The organism is Burkholderia stagnalis, assembly GCF_902830275.1.
Taxonomy (GTDB): Bacteria; Pseudomonadota; Gammaproteobacteria; order Burkholderiales; family Burkholderiaceae; genus Burkholderia; species Burkholderia stagnalis.
In genome coordinates, this window is sequence record NZ_CADESW010000016.1 from 20,181 (window position 1) to 35,956 (window position 15,776).

Genomic DNA, 15,776 nt, shown 5'->3' on the forward strand with positions numbered 1-15,776 from the left:
GACGGGTCAGAACAAGTCTGCCTTGATCAAGCCGAATTCAACGAAGGGAACCGCGGCGGAGCCCGTGTTGAGCGCCTGATCGCGCAACTTGAGCGCCAGCGATTCGTTGTTCTGCAAAAGAGGCGAGTCCTCCCTGAAGGGTTTGCCCAGCACGGCGAACACGAGGCCGTTCCAGGTCTTGGCGAAATCCTGTTCGAGCAGAATGCGGTTGCCGAGCGCCGGGTCGGCAATGAAGACCCGGCCGTTCTCCGCATGCTTGACGATCACGAAATGCTCGTAGCCGTCGAGATCCATCAGCACGAGCACGGGAATCTGCAGGTGGTACAACGCGTCGATGCCGACCCGGAAACCGCGGCCGCGCAGCCCGAGCGTCTCGACGAACTTCTTCATGTCGAGCATCGAGAAGCCGTTGCGGACCACGACCTCGGGCGTCGAGAACGCCATCATCCGCCGGATCATTTCGGTTTCCGGAATATCGATGTCGTAGCCGTACTTGAGCAGCGTCGCGAGCGCGGCCGAGCCGCAGCTGAAGTCGAACTGCTGGTTGACGACGTCGCGATAGCGCAGGTCGCGGATCGATTGCAGATGCTTCGTGAGCGGGACGCCCGCGAGCGTGGACGTATCGATGCTCGACTGCGCGAAGCCTGATGTGCACCCGATGCCGCTGGCGATGACGACGGCGATGCGCAGCGACACCCGCCGATATTCCCCGGACATGCTGTTCTCCTGCTGCGCGCGTCGCGCCGCACGATGTGCGGCACGGCGCGCGCTCCCCCCGGTTGCAGCGGTCAATGACCGTTGTTGAGCGCAGCGATCGCGAGACCGTTGTGCTGCAGGTTGCCGATGCCGCCGGCAATGTTCACGCCGATGTTGCCGCTCGAGCCATGCAGCGTATTGGCGCCGAGCATCGCGTTGCCTTCGAAGCGGCCGGAGGCCTGGGCCGCCGCGCTTTGCGTGTTGTCGTCGGTGGCGACCATCGCGACCGTGTTGACCTGGCTCGCGTTGACGGTCGTCACGGCGCCGGCAAGGCTGTTGTTCTGCACGTTGCCGATACCCGACGCGACGTTCACGCCGACGTTGCCCTGCACGGCGGACAGCGAGCCGTCGCCGACCGATGCGTTCAGCTTGAAGTTGTTGACGGTGGCCCTGCCCGCCGACGACTGGTTGCTGAAGATCTGCGCGTTGCCGAACACGTTGCCGACATCCACCGACGCGAGCGCGACGTCGTTGCTCTGCACGTTGCTGATGCCTTCCGCGATGTTCACGCCGAGGTTGCCGGTGACGCCCGATGCCGCGTTGGCGCCGGTGCCCGCGTTCAGCACGCCGGGCTTGCGCGTGTCGATGTGCTGCGTGACGCTGCCCGTCGTCTTCACGTCGGTCTTGTCGACGTCGAGGTTGAAGGCCCACGACTTGCTCTTCGAGTGCTTTTCGCTGCCGCTTGCTTGCGCGGACTGGCTCGACGACGAGGACGACGATGCATCGTCGTGATGCACTCTCGCCCGGTACCCGGCTTCGCTCGAAGACGAATTCGAACTCGTCGTCGTGCTGCCCGCGGCATCATGCGTCGTGCTGCTCGACGCTGCGTTGTCCCACGCCACGGCGGCGGAGCCGGTCGCATTGAAGCGGGCGTCGAAGTTCACGTTTTCGCTGCTGCTGCCGTTGCGGCGGTTGCCGCTGTGGGCGTGCGATTCGTTCAGGCTCGCGGCTGCGGACACCGTGGCGTTCACCACGCCCGCGACGGCCTTGTGGCCGCTGCTGGCGCTCGTGTCATGCGTCGACGACGTCGTGTGCGACATGCTGCTCGACTGCGACCGTTCGGCTTCCGCCGACGCCCAGGCCGTCACGCTGCGCGAATCGTGCGACGACATGTGCGTTTCGCTCGAACGCGACGACGACATCCGTTCGAACGACTCGCTCGACGAGGACGACGAGCTGCCACGCACCGAGACGTTCTTGTCCTCGTTGTTGAAGGTCGTCGTCACTGCGCCTTTCAGGTAGCTCTGGTAGTTCGGGTCGAGCCGGGCGCCGGAAAGGTTGACCGACTGGGTGTTGTTGATCACCGCCCCCGCGGTGCTCGTCACGGTGACGCATCCGAACAGCCGGACCCAGCCGCGGATGCCGACGGTCTCGGTCACGCCTGTCGTGTTGAACAGATACGCCTTGGGCGGTGCGGCATACACGGACCCTGCCGCAGTGACGAGAACCGCCGCTGCAATGAGTGTGCGCTTCATGGTTCACTCCGTTTCGGTGATGGCTTAGTTAAAAAGAGTGCCCGCCGGGGGACGGAGCACAAAACTGTTCGCCGTTGCATTACCGGCGCCGGAGGTCTGGTTGACTTGTACGATGCCGCTGATATGCTTGAAAGCGTCGCCGCTAATCGACACTTCATGCATACCCCGCCCGCCCACCGGGAGTCCCAGTCCACCGTGTCGCGGGGCTGTCTCGGATAGTTCGGTATCCGAGACAGCCCTCACTCCCGCGCCCAGCGTGCCGAGCACGGTGCTGTTGCGCTGAAGATTGCCCACCCCTGCGCTCTGGTTCACCATCACCGCGCCCGAGATGTTCGAAAATGCCGAGCCCTCGATGCGCGCGGCCGTATCGCCCACGCGGGCGGACGTGCTCGCCGCCTGCGTGATGCCGACATGGCCGGCGCCGAGCGCGCCCGTTCCCAATGCCAGCTGGTTGCTTTGCGCGTTGTCGAGGCCTGCGGTTTCATTGATCGTGATCGCGCCGGTCGTGCCGTTCGCCGCGCCCGTCGCGATCGTCGCGGTGCCGCTGACGATCGCCGCGCCTGCCGGCACGTTCTGCGCGCATGCGCCGCGCGCGGCGAGCAGCGCGATCAGGGCGACGGCGATCGCGCCGAGAGGCGTGCCGATATGCAGCCGCATGCCTGCGCGGCGATGCGCCGCAGGTGAGGTGCGCGCGTTCATTTGGCCGCTCCGAGCGCGCTCGTGAGCGGCGCCAGCGCGCCCGTCACCGAGCCCGCGATCATGCCGCCGATGCCGCCCGTCGCCGGCGCGCCGCCGACGGCGCCGCGCACGATCGACCCACCGCCCGCGTCCCCCGCGAGCGCACGCGTGACGGCTTGCATGCCGAGGTCGCCGAGCATGCCGCCGGGTGCGACGCCGTTCGAGCCGTGCGCATTCGTCAGGTCGAGATCGGACACCATCGTCGCCATCATCGGGTTGAAGGTGTTGGACGGGAACGTCGTCGCGCGGGACAGCACGGGATCCTGATCCGTCGGCACGTTGTGATACGCGACCCGCGGCGTGACATTGCGCAGCACGATGATGTCGCCGGGATTGGCGACCTGTTCCTGTGCGTGTGCCGCGCCGCAGGCGATGCCGGCGCATGCCGCGCACAGCGCGGCGAGAACCGGGTGACGCAGCGGAAGGAGCAGAGCGTTCATGTCGGGCCTCTCGGTGGCGCATCGACCGCGGGTCGCGGCGCCGGTTGTTACTTGCGTGTGTAGCTCGCGCTGTTGCCTTGCACCGCGCGTTGCGCATCGACCGGAATCGGCAGCGGCGTGGGCGGCGTGATCTCATCCCACAGCGTCACCGACGCATTGCCGCCGGCCGCCATCTGCGACGCGGTCGACACGGTCACGTAGCCCGGCGCGCGGCCGCGCTGGCGGCTGAGCGTGTCTTCGTCGAGCGGCGCATAACGCTTCATCCACGTAGCGTCGGCGAGCGAGGGCGCAAACGTTGCAGCCGGCTCGACTGCTTGCGACGCTTCCTGGGCATGGGCCGCGTTCGGCAGCCACGCGGTCGCCAGCACGGCGGCCATCGAGGCGAGGGAAAGGCGAAGGAGGTGTCGCATGGCATGTCTCCGGTGTACCGGGTATTCAGCGAAATGCATGCCATCGACGTCAAACCGTTGTCGCGACTGCGGTTTGCCATTCCGCGTAGGGAATTGCCCGGTAAAACGCGAAAAAAATGTTTCAGGCCTGAAACGAGGGGACTTGGGAGTACTGCGGATTCAAGCGAACCGCTGCAAGGACGACAATCAGCGCTACGTGTCGATGCGCAAACGGCCCCGATGCATGCGGATATATGCAGAGGAATGCCGGGCGCGATCTGCTGCGGGCGAGGCGTTGAAATCGGCTTGTCTTGTTCGACGCCTATAACTAAGCTGCTTTGACCAAAAAGAACGACACGCAAAGAAAGTCGCGGGGCTGCACGCGACATTGATGAGCGCCATCATGCGAGGCATTGCGTCGCCTTGCATTGAAATGGCGAATCGAGCCGACCCCTGGGCGTGGACCCGATTCGATTCTTTTTGCACGTGATTTGACGTGCGCTGGTAATCGTTAGACGGTTGATGAACGGGGTGAGAGTATGGAAGCCGAGCTGCGGCACGTGATCTACTATTCCCGGGAACCGAGCGATGCGCTGCGCGGGCACTTCGATGCGCGCGGCTGGCGCGTCGATCTCGCGGAGACCGCGCGCGACGTGCGGCGCGCCATCCAGCAGGGTGTCGCGACGGCCGGGCTGCTCGACTTCTCGTCGGGCTTCAAGCCGGCCGACCTGCGCGAACTCGAACCCTGCCTGACGATTCCCCACATCGGCTGGATCGCGGCCACGCAGCGCGGCCAGTTGCAGGATGCGACGCTGCGCCACCTGATCCGCGACTACTGCTTCGACTACGTGACGATGCCGTTCGAGACGACGCGCATCGTCGAGACCGTCGGCCACGCGCACGGCATGGTCGCGCTGACCGAGCCGGTCACGCCGCAACCGGGCGCCGGGCGCGGCGAAGGCGAGATGGTCGGCACCTGCGATGCGATGCTCGCGCTCTTCAAGATGATTCGCCGGGTCGCGACGACCGATGCGCCGGTGTTCATCTCCGGCGAGTCGGGCACCGGCAAGGAGCTGACGGCCGTCGCGATTCACGAGCGTTCGTCGCGCGCGCAGGCGCCGTTCGTCGCGATCAATTGCGGCGCGATTCCGTCGACGCTGCTGCAGGCCGAGCTGTTCGGCTACGAGCGCGGTGCGTTCACCGGCGCGAACCAGCGCAAGACCGGCCGCGTCGAAGCGGCGCATGGCGGCACGCTGTTCCTCGACGAGATCGGCGACCTGCCGCTCGAGAGCCAGGCGAGCCTGCTGCGCTTCCTGCAGGAAGGCAAGATCGAGCGGCTCGGTGCGCACGTGTCGATTCCGGTCGACGTCCGGGTGATCTGCGCGACGCACGTCGACATGCAGGCGGCGCTGCGTGACGGGCGCTTCCGCGAGGACCTGTTCCACCGGCTCTGCGTGCTGAGGGTCGAGGAACCGCCGCTGCGCGCGCGCGGCAAGGACATCGAGGTGCTCGCGCGACACATGCTCGAGCGCTTCAAGGGCGATTCGCATCGCCGCCTGCGCGGCTTCTCGCCGGACGCGATCGCGGCGCTGTACGGCTATCCGTGGCCCGGCAACGTGCGCGAGCTGATCAACCGGGTGCGCCGCGCGATCGTGATGTCGGAGGGCAGGACGATCACCGCGGCGGATCTCGAGCTGAACGACTATGCGGTGCTGGCGCCCATCTCGCTCGTCGAGGCGCGCGAGGCGGCGGAGCGCCAGGCGATCGAGCATGCGCTGCTGCGGCATCGCGGCCGGTTTGCCGATGCGGCGCGCGAGCTCGGCGTGTCGCGCGTCACGCTGTACCGGCTGATGTGCGCACACGGCATGCGCGACCGCAGCGACGGCGCACTGGCCGGGTTTCCGGCGCCGCTGCCGGACCTTCCGCGGCACGCTTGCTAAAATGGCGGGTGCGGCCGCCCTCGCGGCCGAAGGAACCCGCATGAAACAGTATCTCGACCTCGTACGCAGCATCCTCGACACCGGCACCTGGCAGGAGAACCGCACGGGCATCCGCACCATCAGCATGCCCGGTGCGATGCTGCGCTTCGATCTCCAGGAAGGCTTCCCGGCCGTGACGACGAAGAAGCTCGCGTTCAAGTCCGCGATCGGCGAGCTGGTCGGCTTCCTGCGCGCGTCGCGCAGCGCCGCCGATTTCCGCGCGCTCGGCTGCAAGGTGTGGGACGCCAACGCGAACGACAACGCGCAATGGCTCGCGAATCCGTACCGGCAGGGCGTCGACGATCTCGGCGACGTGTACGGCGTGCAATGGCGCCAGTGGCCCGGCTACAAGGTGCTCGACGCGGGCGCCGACGCGCAGATCGCCGATGCGACCCAGCGCGGCTATCGCATCGTCACGCGCTTCGACGAGGACGGCGCGCCGAAGGTGCTGCTGTACAAGGCGATCGACCAGCTGCGCCAGTGCCTCGACACGATCATGCAGAACCCGTCCGACCGCCGCATCCTGTTCCACGCGTGGAATCCGGCGGTGCTCGACCAGATCGCGCTGCCGGCCTGCCATCTGCTGTATCAGTTCCTGCCGAACGCCGCGAAGCGCGAGATCTCGCTGTGCCTGTACATCCGCAGCAACGACGTCGGCCTCGGCACGCCGTTCAACCTCACTGAAGGGGCGGCGCTGCTGTCGCTCGTCGGCCGGCTGACCGGCTATACGCCGCGCTGGTTCACCTACTTCATCGGCGACGCGCACATCTACGAGAACCAGCTCGACATGCTGCAGCAGCAGCTCGTGCGCGAGCCGTACGAGAGCCCGCGGCTCGTGATCGCCGACCGGGTGCCGGCATACGCGCAGACGGGCGTCTACGCACCGGAATGGCTGGAACAGGTCGAGCCGTCCGACTTCTCGCTCGTCGGCTACCGGCACCATGAGCCGTTGACGGCGCCGATGGCCGTCTGAGCGCGGCGCGCTCCGGTTTCCGTCCCGACGGATGAAGGCCCGATCGACGCAAGTCGATCGGGCCTTGTTTCATCTGCGCGGGCGCTTATTGATGGTGCCGGTTGTCATGGCCGTTGTCGTGCGGCGCCTGCGGCGGCGGGTGGCTCTCGACGTGCGGCGCCGGCATTGACGGACGCGGCTCCATGCGGGGTGGCTGCGGCTGCGGACGCGGTTGTTCCATGTGCGGCGGCTGCATCTGCGGCCGGGGCTCCATGTGGGGCGCCGGCATCTGCGGCCGCGGCTCCATGCGCGGGGCGGGCTGCGGCCGCGGCGTTTCGCGCGCGGGAGCCGGCGGACGGTAGTCGTTCACATGTGGCGGCGCGACGTCATGGCGCGGCGCGGGCGGCGCATAGTCGGCGTGCGGGCGGGGCGCCGGGGCCGCATTGTCCGGCCGCGATTGCCCATGCTGCGCCGGCGGGACGAAATCGGGGCGCGGCTGCGGCGCCTGGGCCGTCATGTCGGTGCGGGGATTCGGCAGCGCGCGTGGCGACGGCGTTCCGCGTGGCGGCTGCTCGGCGTTCGCGGCGTCCGGATGCGGCGCTGGCGCCGGCGTCGCGCTGCGCACCGGCGGCAGCGCGTTCTGTCCCGCCGGATGCGTCGCGGTGGGCGCGCCGGAGGGCGCGAAGCCCGCATGCTGGCGATCGAGCGGCGCATGCGGCTGCACCCAGGCCGGCGACGGTGACGGCGACTGTGCCGCGACTAAGCGATTGTCGCCGTGCGCGCCGGGGGCGTTGTCGAACGACGGCGGATGCGGGACGCCGTTCGTGACCCGGGCGGCGTTCTGGTCTCCGCCATTCATCGAGCGGGGCGCATTGGGCGCGGCGCCATTCGCGAAGTGCGGGGCATTCGGCGCTTCGCCGTTGAGCGGGTGGGGCGCATTCGGGGGCGCGCCGTTTGTGAACCGCGATGCGTTCGGCGCTTCGCCGTTGAGCGGGCGGGGCGCGTTCGGGGGCGCGCCGTTCATGAACCGTGATGCGTTCGGCGCTTCGCCGTTGAGCGGGCGGGGCGCATTCGGGGGCGCGCCGTTTGTGAACCGCGATGCATTCGGCGCTTCGCCGTTGAGCGGGCGAGGCGCATTCGGGGGCGCGCCGTTTGCGAATCGTGATGCGTTCGGCGCTTCGCCGTTGAGCGGGCGGGGTGCATTCGGGGGCGCGCCGTTTGCGAACCGTGATGCATTCGGCGCTTCGCCGTTCGGCACATGGGGCGCATTCGGCGCCACGCCATTCATCAATCTCGACGCGTCCGGTGCCTCGCCACCGCCCGGCCGGCCATTCGCGGGCTCGCCCGCGCCGGCGCGCACCTGACCGGGCTGGCCTTCGCGCGCCGGCTGCACGACCGGGCCGTGCGGATTCACGAGCTGCACGTTGTGCATCGCCCAGCCGCCGGCGTGCGGATTGCCGGGCACCCGCACCGGGTGCGGCGTGTAGTCGGGCGGCACGGCCGTCTTGACGACCGGTGCGCCGGCGCCGGGCACGCGGGCGCCTTGCTGGACCAGGTGCGCGGCCGCCTGGTCGCGATACGCGGGCGGCACGGCCGGGTTGCGCGTCGCGATGACCGGGCGCTGTCCGAGCGCGGCCGGCGGATGGTAGGCGGCGTTGCGCAGCCCGCCGGTGAAGCTCTGGCGCACCGGCGCGATGCCCGGCGTGCCCGGCGTGACGTGCGCATTGCGCCATTGCTGCGGATCGACGTGCTGCGAGAAGTGCGCGACCGGCTGGCCGTGCACGAAGGCGGTCGCCGGTACGGCCGTGATCGCGTGCGGTGCGCGGAAATTGACGTACGTGTTGTTGATGTTGGTGATGTTCGTCACGTTCACGGTCTTGTTCACGTTGACGTTGTTCACCACGATGTGCTGGTTCACGCGGTCGTAGTAGCGCGGGCTCCAGCCGCCCCAGCCCGGATGCCATCGCTCGCCCGGGCCGAGCGGGAACCACGCGCAGCCCGCCGCGGCGGCCCCGCCGACCGCGAGGCCGACGCTCCAGTCGAACCCTCCACCGCCGCCACCACCGCCGACGAACGCGACCAGCGCCGGCGCATAGACGGGCGGCTCGCTGACCACGACCGGGCCCGGCACCCACGCCCAGCTGTCCTCGACATACGCCCAGCGGCCGTAGTGATACGGCGCGAAGCCCCACGGCGCGTCGTCGACCCAGGTCCAGCCCCACGGCGCCTGCCAGATCCAGTGCCCGTCGCGATAGGGCGCCCAGTCGGCAGGCGTGTCATTCGGCACCCATACGGCGCCGTAGCTCGGGTTGTCGCGCCACGTGCCGTTCGCGTCCAGGTCCTGGTAGCCGGGGATGTCGCGCGACACGTAACGGGCCGACACCGAGCGGTCCTCGGCCGCGTCGCGGTTCGCGGCCCACTGGTCGAGCGGGTCGTAGGCGGGCGCGCCCGCCTGCTGCGCGACCTGCAGGCCGGTGCCGGTGAAGACCACCTGCTGCCCGGCCGACAGCGGGTACTGGCCGCTGTCGCCATAGACGGTCGCGCTGCCGCGCCGCACGGTGACCGTCGTGCTCGCGCCGTTCGGCGCGACGTCGACGCGGTAGTCGCCGGGGCCCGCGATGCCGAGCGCGAGGTTCGGCGTGTCGATTTCATACGACGTGCCGGGCGGCAGCGCGCGCACGTGCGTCGACACGGTGCCGAGGCCGACCTTCAGCTGCGTCGTCGTGTCGTCGAGGTTCATCACCGACAGGCTCGTCGATTCGCCGAGCCGTACGGCGCTCGAGCCGATGTGCAGCTCGGAGCGTGCGCCCGCGTCGTTCCAGAGCTGGTCGCCGGTCGTGAGCGGCCGGTTCACGGTGGCGTACGACCACGTATCGGTGCCGGCCGGCTCGGTCGTCACCGCGCCCGACAGGTAATTGAGCCGCGCGACGCGGCCCGGCGGGTCGCCGCCCGGCTGCCGGGCTGCCGCGGCATACGGCGCCGCAGCAGCCGACTGCGCGAACGCGGGAGGCAGCGCGGCGAGCGCCGCGAATGCGAGCAACGTGAGGCGGGCGGTGCGCGTGAGCGTGAACTGGAGGGCCATGATGAGCGTTGTCGTTGTCCCGGCGCGTCGATTCGTGCCGATGAATTCACAATATCCGCTCGGGCTGTTTCAGTGCTCTGCGTTTTGTAAGGCCTTCTGCTCGTCGTGTAACAAAACTTGTCCGGCGCGCGCGTTTGTCATGCGGCCGTAAGCCAGCCGTCGAATGCCTGCTGCCCGGACACGGTGACGCGCAGCACCCGCGGCCGCGCGGTGCGTTCGACCCAGCCGTGCGTGCAGAAGCTGTCGAGCAGCGCCGCGCCGAGCGCGCCGCCCAGGTGCGCGCGGCGTTCGCTCCAGTCGAGGCAGCCGCACGCGAAGCGGCGCCGGCGCGTGCGCTGCTGCGCGACGTCGATGCCCCAGCGCGCGAGCGCCTGCGCGCCGAGCTCGGTCGCGTCGACGCGGTCGCCTTCCGCGTTCAGCCAGCCGCGCGCGGTGAGCCCGTCGAACAGGCGCACCGCGAACTCGCCGGCCATGTGGTCGTAGCAGGTGCGCGCATAGCGCAGCTCGGCGGGCACGGTGCGCGCGGTCGGCGGCGCCGGCCGGTGCGGCGCCGCCGCGCGGGCGACGTTCGCGAGCGCCTCGAGCGACGCGGCAATGTCGGCGGACGCGATCCGGTAATAGCGGTGCCGGCCGCGGACGTCGAGCGCGAGCAGCCCGCCCTCGGTCAGGCGCGCGAGGTGCGCGCTCGCGGCGGACGGCGACAGCCCGGCGATCAGCGTCAGCTCGCCGGCGGGGCGGGCGCTGCCGTCCATCAGCACCCACAGCATCGCGGCCCGGCCGGGGTCGGCGATCAGTGCGCCGAGGCGGCTCAGGCCCGGAAAATGATGGTCGTCGGAGTCGGTCATCGTCGTAGCCCGGAAAGAGGATGCTCGCAGTGTAGGCGCTGGCGGCATTCGATGTTTCGTCTCGTGCTGAAATGTCGGATGCCGACGATCAGCCACGGGCGGTCCCGCGGCCGGCCGGCGCCCGCGCGTAGAATGGCCGGGCGCGGCGGCACTGGGGCCGCCGCACGCGACACGATGCGACGATGAAGACGATTTTCTGCATATTGGCGGCCGCGCTGGCGTGCGCGGCGTGCGCGCAGGGCGGTGTGAGCGCCGCGGGCGACGGCGGCAGCCATATCGAGATGTATGGCGTGGTCGACCAGGGCGTGACGGTGCGCCGCTGACCGAAGGGGACGGATCGCCGGGCCCCGGCGCGCCGCGACGCGTTGTCGCACTGCACCGTATAATGGCCCGATTGCAGCACCCCCGCCTGGAGCCAACAAGATGTCTGCCTCGTCCCCCGCCACCGCGACCCTCGATCGCTCCGAAACCGTGTTCCGCTTCCTCGCCGAGCCGTCGTCCGTGAACTTCGGCGGCAAGGTGCATGGCGGCGCGCTGATGAAGTGGATCGACGAGGTCGCGTATGCGTGCGCGGCGGTCTGGTCGAGCCGCTATTGCGTGACGGTCAGCGTCGGCAACATCCGCTTCCAGCGCCCGATCCTGGTCGGCAACCTGGTCGAGCTGAAGGCGCGCGTCGTCGCGACGGGGCGCACCAGCATGCACATCCATGTGTCGGTGCACGCCGGCGACCCGAAAGGCGGCGTGCTGCGCCAGACCACCGACTGCCTCGTGGTGTTCGTCGCCGTCGACGAGAACGGCAATCCGCTGCCGGTGCCGGCGTTCGTGCCGGAAAGCGACGAGGAGAAGCGTCTCGCGAAGTACGCGATGGACGTGCGCGCCGCGCTCGACAAGATCGTCGAGATGAAGCCGGAAGAGGTCGCGAAGGGCACCGTCTGAAGCCCGCCGTCGCGGCATGCGCCGCGGCGCGGGCGATTCCACCGAAACAACCTTTGCGCGCGCCGCGCGACTGCGGCGGCGCGCGCGTCGCGTATCAGCGCGACCCGATCATCTGCTCCGGCCGCACCCACGCGTCGAATTCCGCGTCGCTCAGGTAGCCGAGCGCGAGCGCGGCGGCCTTCAGCGTCGTGCCTTCCTTGTGCGCCTTCTTCGCGATCTGCGCGGCCTTGTCGTAGCCGATGTGCGGATTGAGCGCCGTCACGAGCATCAGCGATTCGTTGAGCAGCAGGTCGATGCGCGCGCGGTTCGGCTCGATGCCCACCGCGCAGTGATCGTTGAAGCTGCGCGCGCCGTCCGCGAGCAGCCGCACCGATTGCAGTACGTTATGCGCGATCATCGGCCGGAACACGTTCAGCTCGAAGTTGCCGCTCGCGCCGCCGACGTTCACCGCGACGTCGTTGCCGAATACCTGGCAGCACAGCATCGTCACGGCTTCGGACTGCGTCGGGTTCACCTTGCCCGGCATGATCGAGCTGCCCGGCTCGTTCTCCGGAATCGACAGTTCGCCGAGCCCGCAGCGCGGCCCGCTCGCGAGCCAGCGCACGTCGTTGGCGATCTTCATCAGGCTCGCCGCGACGGTCTTCAGCGCGCCGTGCGCGAACACCAGCGCGTCGGCCGCCGCCATCACCTCGAACTTGCTCGGCGCGGTCACGAACGGCAGCGTCGTGAGGCGGCCGATCTCGTCGGCCACCCGCACCGCGAATTCCGGATGCGCGTTCAGCCCGGTGCCGACCGCGGTGCCGCCGAGCGCCAGCTCATACAGGTGCGGCAGCGCCGATTCCACGTGCCGGATGCCCTGGTCGAGCTGCGCGACGTAGCCGGAGAATTCCTGGCCGAGCGTGAGCGGCGTCGCGTCCTGCAGGTGCGTGCGGCCGATCTTCACGATATCGGCGAATGCCTTCGACTTCGCGTCGAGCGTCGCGCGCAGCGTGCGCAGCGCAGGCAGCAGGTGGTTGACGATCGCGTACGCGGCCGCGACGTGCATCGCGGTCGGGAACACGTCGTTCGACGACTGGCCGCGGTTCACGTCGTCGTTCGGATGCACCTTGCGCGCTTCGCCGCGTTCGCCGCCCATCAGCTCGCTGGCACGGTTCGCGATCACCTCGTTGAGGTTCATGTTGGTCTGCGTGCCGGAACCGGTCTGCCAGACCGCGAGCGGGAATTCGCGCGGATGCTGGCCCGCGATGATCTCGTCCGCCGCCGCGATGATCGCGTGCGCCTTGTCGTCGGCCAGCACGCCGAGCGACTGGTTCACGGCCGCCGCCGCGCGCTTGACGATCGCGAGCGCGTGGATCAGCTCCGGCGACTGCTTCTCGGTCGAGATCCGGAAATTCTGCAGCGAGCGCTCGGTCTGCGCGCCCCAGAGCCGGGCGGCCGGCACGGCGATCTCGCCGAACGTGTCGCGTTCCATCCGAACTGCTTCGTTCATGATGCACTCCTCTTGGAAAGGGGAAGGGCCGCGCGGTGCGCGGCATCGGGCGTATCGTGGGGAGTCGCGCCGCTTGCGCGGCGTCTTCAACCGACAAGCATAGCGCCGCGGGCGTTTTTGCGCGCTGTCGCGGGGAAGGTGCGGGGCCCGGGCCGGCGCTCAGGCCGGCCGCTCGGCGAGCGATGCGCTCTTGCGATGGAAGCGCCACGCCATCAGCGCGGCGACGCTCGCGAGGCCCGCCGCGAGGCCCCACCACAGGCCGCGTGCGCCGAGGCCCGCGTGGAACGCGAGCCAGTAGCCGGTCGGGAAGCCGATGCCCCAGTAGCCGAAGGTGGCCGCGAGCATCGGGATACGCGTGTCCTTCAGGCCGCGCAGCGCGCCGGAGCCCACCGTCTGCATGCCGTCGACGATCTGGAACACCGCGGCGATGCCGAGCAGCGATGCGGCGAGCGACACGGTGGCCGCGTTCGCGGGATCGTCGAGGCGCAGGTAGAGGCTGACGATCGTGTGCGGCGCGACGATCATCACGAGGCCCGACAGCGACATGAACGCGACGCCGAGCCCGAGCGCGACGAAGCCGGCGTGCCGCGCGGCCACGGCGTTGCCCGCGCCGGCCCAGTAGCCGACCCGCACGTTGGCGGCCTGGCCGATCGCGAGCGGCACCATGAACGACACCGACGCGACGTTCAGCGCGATCTGGTGCGCGGCGAGCGAGGTTGCGCCGAGCACGCCGATGGTGAGGCCGGTCGCGAGGAACAGCGTCGATTCGACCCCGTACGTGATCGCGACGGGCCAGCCGATGCTGATCAGCTCGCCCATCACGGGCAGCTTCGGCCGCGTGGCGGTCACGAAATGCTTGAAGCGCCGTCGGCCGTGCAGCAGCCACACGAGTGCGAGCGCGGTGAGCCAGATCGTGATCGTGGTTGCGACCGCCGAGCCGATAAAGCCGAGCCGCGGCAGCCCGAACGCGCCGTGGATCAGCCCGTAGTTCAGCACCGCGTTGACGCCGACGCTGCCGATCGACACCCACAGCAGCCGCCGCGCGGCGCCGATCGCGGGCAGGAACGAGCGCATCAGGCCGACGCCGATCAGGCTGCCGAGCGCCGCGAAGCGCAGCACGCCGGTGTATTCGCCGACGTTGCGCGCGAGCGCGGGCGGCTCGTGGAACATCAGCAGGATCGGCTCGGCGAGCGACAGCGCGACGATCGCCGGAATCGCGAGCAGCACGGACAGCGCGAAGCCCGTCCAGTAGATGTGCGGCACGCGATCGTCGGCTTTCGCGCCGCGCGCGTGCGCGACGCTGACGCTGACCGACGACAGCACGCCCTGCAGCACGGTGACGATCACGAAGAAGAAGTTCGCGCCGAGGCCGCCCGCGGCGAGCGAGTCGGGGCCGAGCGAGCCGAGCAGCACCGTGTCGGTGACGCTCATCGCCATCTGCGACAGCTGCGCGATCGCGAGCGGCGCGGCGAGGCGCGCGGTATCGGCGGCGTGGCTGGAAAGGGAAGGCGGCGCGGCGGGCGCCCGCGAGAGACCGGTGTGCGACATGGAATGGACGGGTTGCGCAGGTGCGGGCCCGCGCTGTGCTTATTTTGAGAAAAGCCTAGCTTACGGGTTTATTCGAACCGTGTCGAACGCGCGGCCGATGGCCCTGTCGCGGACAGGGGCGGCGGGTAGGGCGGGGAAAGGGGGGGGGCGCAACGCCCCGGCAGGACGTCGCGCTACGCGCCGTGCACCGCGATGCGCGTATCGCCGAGCAGCACGACCTGCCCCGCGCGAATCTTGCAGGTCTTGCGGAGCTCGACCGCGCCGTCGACCTTGACCGCGCCGGACGCGACGATCACTTTCGCAGAGCCGCCGCTGTCGGCGAGGCCGGTGATCTTGAGGAGGTTGTGCAGCTCGACGAATTCGCCGGTCAGCGTGAAATCCAGATTGGGCATGACGAAGGAAGCGCTCGGGGCGCGGGAGGAATCGCCCCGCATCATACGGCACCGCGGGCCCGCGCGCGAGCGCGGCGGCGCGGGTTTAACACATCCCGGCGGGGAATGTGTCAGTCCGAGGTGTTAAAGAGTGTGAGCGATTCGTCAGCAAATGAAACGGTGGGTAACAGTCTGCGAGATCGGCGAACCGGCCGTGTGAACGCCGGGTCTCTAGCCGTACCCGTTGCATGTTGCGGCGGGTATGCGACGGACCGCATCGACGCGATCCGCGCCAACAACTTCTTGAGGAGGATAGCCATGTCCAACATTCGTACGATGCTGATCGGTGCCGCTCTGACGGCGTTCGCCACTTCGGCCGCGTTTGCCCAGACGGGCGCGGGCGCACAAGGCTCGGCAGGCGCCGGCGTGCAGGTGCAGACGCCGGTGGCCGGCGTCGGCGTGGGCGCGCAGGGCGGTGCAGGCGCCAATGCGGGCGCGGCGGCGGCCAACACGGTCGGCGGCGCAACCGACGCCATGAGCGCGACGGCCGACCAGGCGAAGGACACCGCGTCGTCGGCTGTCCACTCGACGAAGAAGCACGTCAAGCACGCCGCGAAGTCGGTGAAGAGCCATGCCGATGCCGCGAAGGCGAAGGCCGGCGACGCGCTCGAAGGCGGCGCGTCGGTCGGCGTGCAGGGCGGTGCATCGGCCCAGGGCGCGACGCAGTAAGCGTCGTTCGTCCGCCGCACGGCGCTCGCCCCGGAAGGCGCGTCGGT

At 69.4% G+C, this 15,776-nt stretch carries 15 protein-coding genes; 5 read left to right on the plus strand and 10 right to left on the minus strand.

Features of this window, described 5'->3' with window-relative positions; genetic code table 11:
* Window positions 1–6: 6 nt before the first annotated feature.
* The 5 genes from HWY45_RS24765 to HWY45_RS24785 all read right to left on the minus strand — a co-directional run bounded on the left by HWY45_RS24765 (window position 7) and on the right by HWY45_RS24785 (window position 3,819).
* Entirely contained in the window at window positions 7–717 is a 711-nt protein-coding gene (locus HWY45_RS24765; RefSeq protein ID WP_059564710.1) for a C39 family peptidase, read from the minus strand.
* Window positions 718–788: 71 nt separating this feature from the next.
* Window positions 789–2,231 (minus strand): hypothetical protein, encoded by a 1,443-nt coding sequence (locus tag HWY45_RS24770; RefSeq protein ID WP_059885696.1) that lies wholly within the window; start codon window positions 2,229–2,231, stop codon window positions 789–791.
* A 24-nt stretch (window positions 2,232–2,255) separates the two neighbouring features.
* Window positions 2,256–2,888, minus strand: a complete 633-nt coding sequence (locus tag HWY45_RS24775) for a hypothetical protein (protein ID WP_124519102.1) — start codon at window positions 2,886–2,888, stop codon at window positions 2,256–2,258.
* Between the two features lie 38 nt (window positions 2,889–2,926).
* The gene (locus tag HWY45_RS24780) at window positions 2,927–3,409 is read right to left on the minus strand and encodes a hypothetical protein (protein ID WP_059564713.1); all 483 of its coding nucleotides are present in this window, start codon (window positions 3,407–3,409) and stop codon (window positions 2,927–2,929) included.
* A gap of 47 nt (window positions 3,410–3,456) precedes the next feature.
* Window positions 3,457–3,819 (minus strand): hypothetical protein, encoded by a 363-nt coding sequence (locus HWY45_RS24785; RefSeq protein WP_063888826.1) that lies wholly within the window; start codon window positions 3,817–3,819, stop codon window positions 3,457–3,459.
* Between the two features lie 518 nt (window positions 3,820–4,337).
* Here HWY45_RS24785 and HWY45_RS24790 point away from each other — a divergent pair.
* Window positions 4,338–5,738, plus strand: coding sequence for a sigma-54 dependent transcriptional regulator (locus tag HWY45_RS24790; protein ID WP_059885694.1), 1,401 nt, complete (start codon window positions 4,338–4,340; stop codon window positions 5,736–5,738).
* 40 nt (window positions 5,739–5,778) lie between these two features.
* Complete coding sequence (locus tag HWY45_RS24795; protein WP_059885713.1) at window positions 5,779–6,750, plus strand: thymidylate synthase; 972 nt, start codon at window positions 5,779–5,781, stop codon at window positions 6,748–6,750.
* An 85-nt stretch (window positions 6,751–6,835) separates the two neighbouring features.
* Here HWY45_RS24795 and HWY45_RS24800 read toward each other — a convergent pair whose 3' ends face one another.
* Window positions 6,836–9,811 (minus strand): DUF6600 domain-containing protein, encoded by a 2,976-nt coding sequence (locus tag HWY45_RS24800; protein ID WP_059885692.1) that lies wholly within the window; start codon window positions 9,809–9,811, stop codon window positions 6,836–6,838.
* A gap of 137 nt (window positions 9,812–9,948) precedes the next feature.
* On the minus strand, window positions 9,949–10,656 hold the full coding sequence (locus tag HWY45_RS24805) for an ArsR/SmtB family transcription factor (protein ID WP_059802945.1): 708 nt from the start codon (window positions 10,654–10,656) through the stop codon (window positions 9,949–9,951).
* Window positions 10,657–10,838: 182 nt separating this feature from the next.
* Here HWY45_RS24805 and HWY45_RS24810 point away from each other — a divergent pair, with 182 nt between their 5' ends.
* Entirely contained in the window at window positions 10,839–10,979 is a 141-nt protein-coding gene (locus HWY45_RS24810) for a hypothetical protein (protein ID WP_170304029.1), read from the plus strand.
* Between the two features lie 100 nt (window positions 10,980–11,079).
* Window positions 11,080–11,592, plus strand: coding sequence for an acyl-CoA thioesterase (locus HWY45_RS24815; RefSeq protein ID WP_017333137.1), 513 nt, complete (start codon window positions 11,080–11,082; stop codon window positions 11,590–11,592).
* A 94-nt stretch (window positions 11,593–11,686) separates the two neighbouring features.
* On the opposite strand, the gene fumC is transcribed toward HWY45_RS24815, so the two are convergent.
* The 3 genes from fumC to HWY45_RS24830 form a co-directional block, all read right to left on the minus strand.
* On the minus strand, window positions 11,687–13,081 hold the full coding sequence (gene fumC / locus HWY45_RS24820) for a class II fumarate hydratase (RefSeq protein WP_059564718.1): 1,395 nt from the start codon (window positions 13,079–13,081) through the stop codon (window positions 11,687–11,689).
* 159 nt (window positions 13,082–13,240) lie between these two features.
* Window positions 13,241–14,629: a multidrug efflux MATE transporter NorM gene (norM, locus tag HWY45_RS24825; RefSeq protein WP_059885690.1), complete on the minus strand. Its 1,389-nt coding sequence runs from the start codon at window positions 14,627–14,629 to the stop codon at window positions 13,241–13,243.
* Window positions 14,630–14,802: 173 nt separating this feature from the next.
* Complete coding sequence (locus tag HWY45_RS24830) at window positions 14,803–15,021, minus strand: RNA-binding S4 domain-containing protein (protein ID WP_059564720.1); 219 nt, start codon at window positions 15,019–15,021, stop codon at window positions 14,803–14,805.
* A 297-nt stretch (window positions 15,022–15,318) separates the two neighbouring features.
* Here HWY45_RS24830 and HWY45_RS24835 point away from each other — a divergent pair, with 297 nt between their 5' ends.
* Window positions 15,319–15,729, plus strand: a complete 411-nt coding sequence (locus tag HWY45_RS24835; RefSeq protein WP_059885689.1) for a hypothetical protein — start codon at window positions 15,319–15,321, stop codon at window positions 15,727–15,729.
* Window positions 15,730–15,776: the final 47 nt, after the last annotated feature.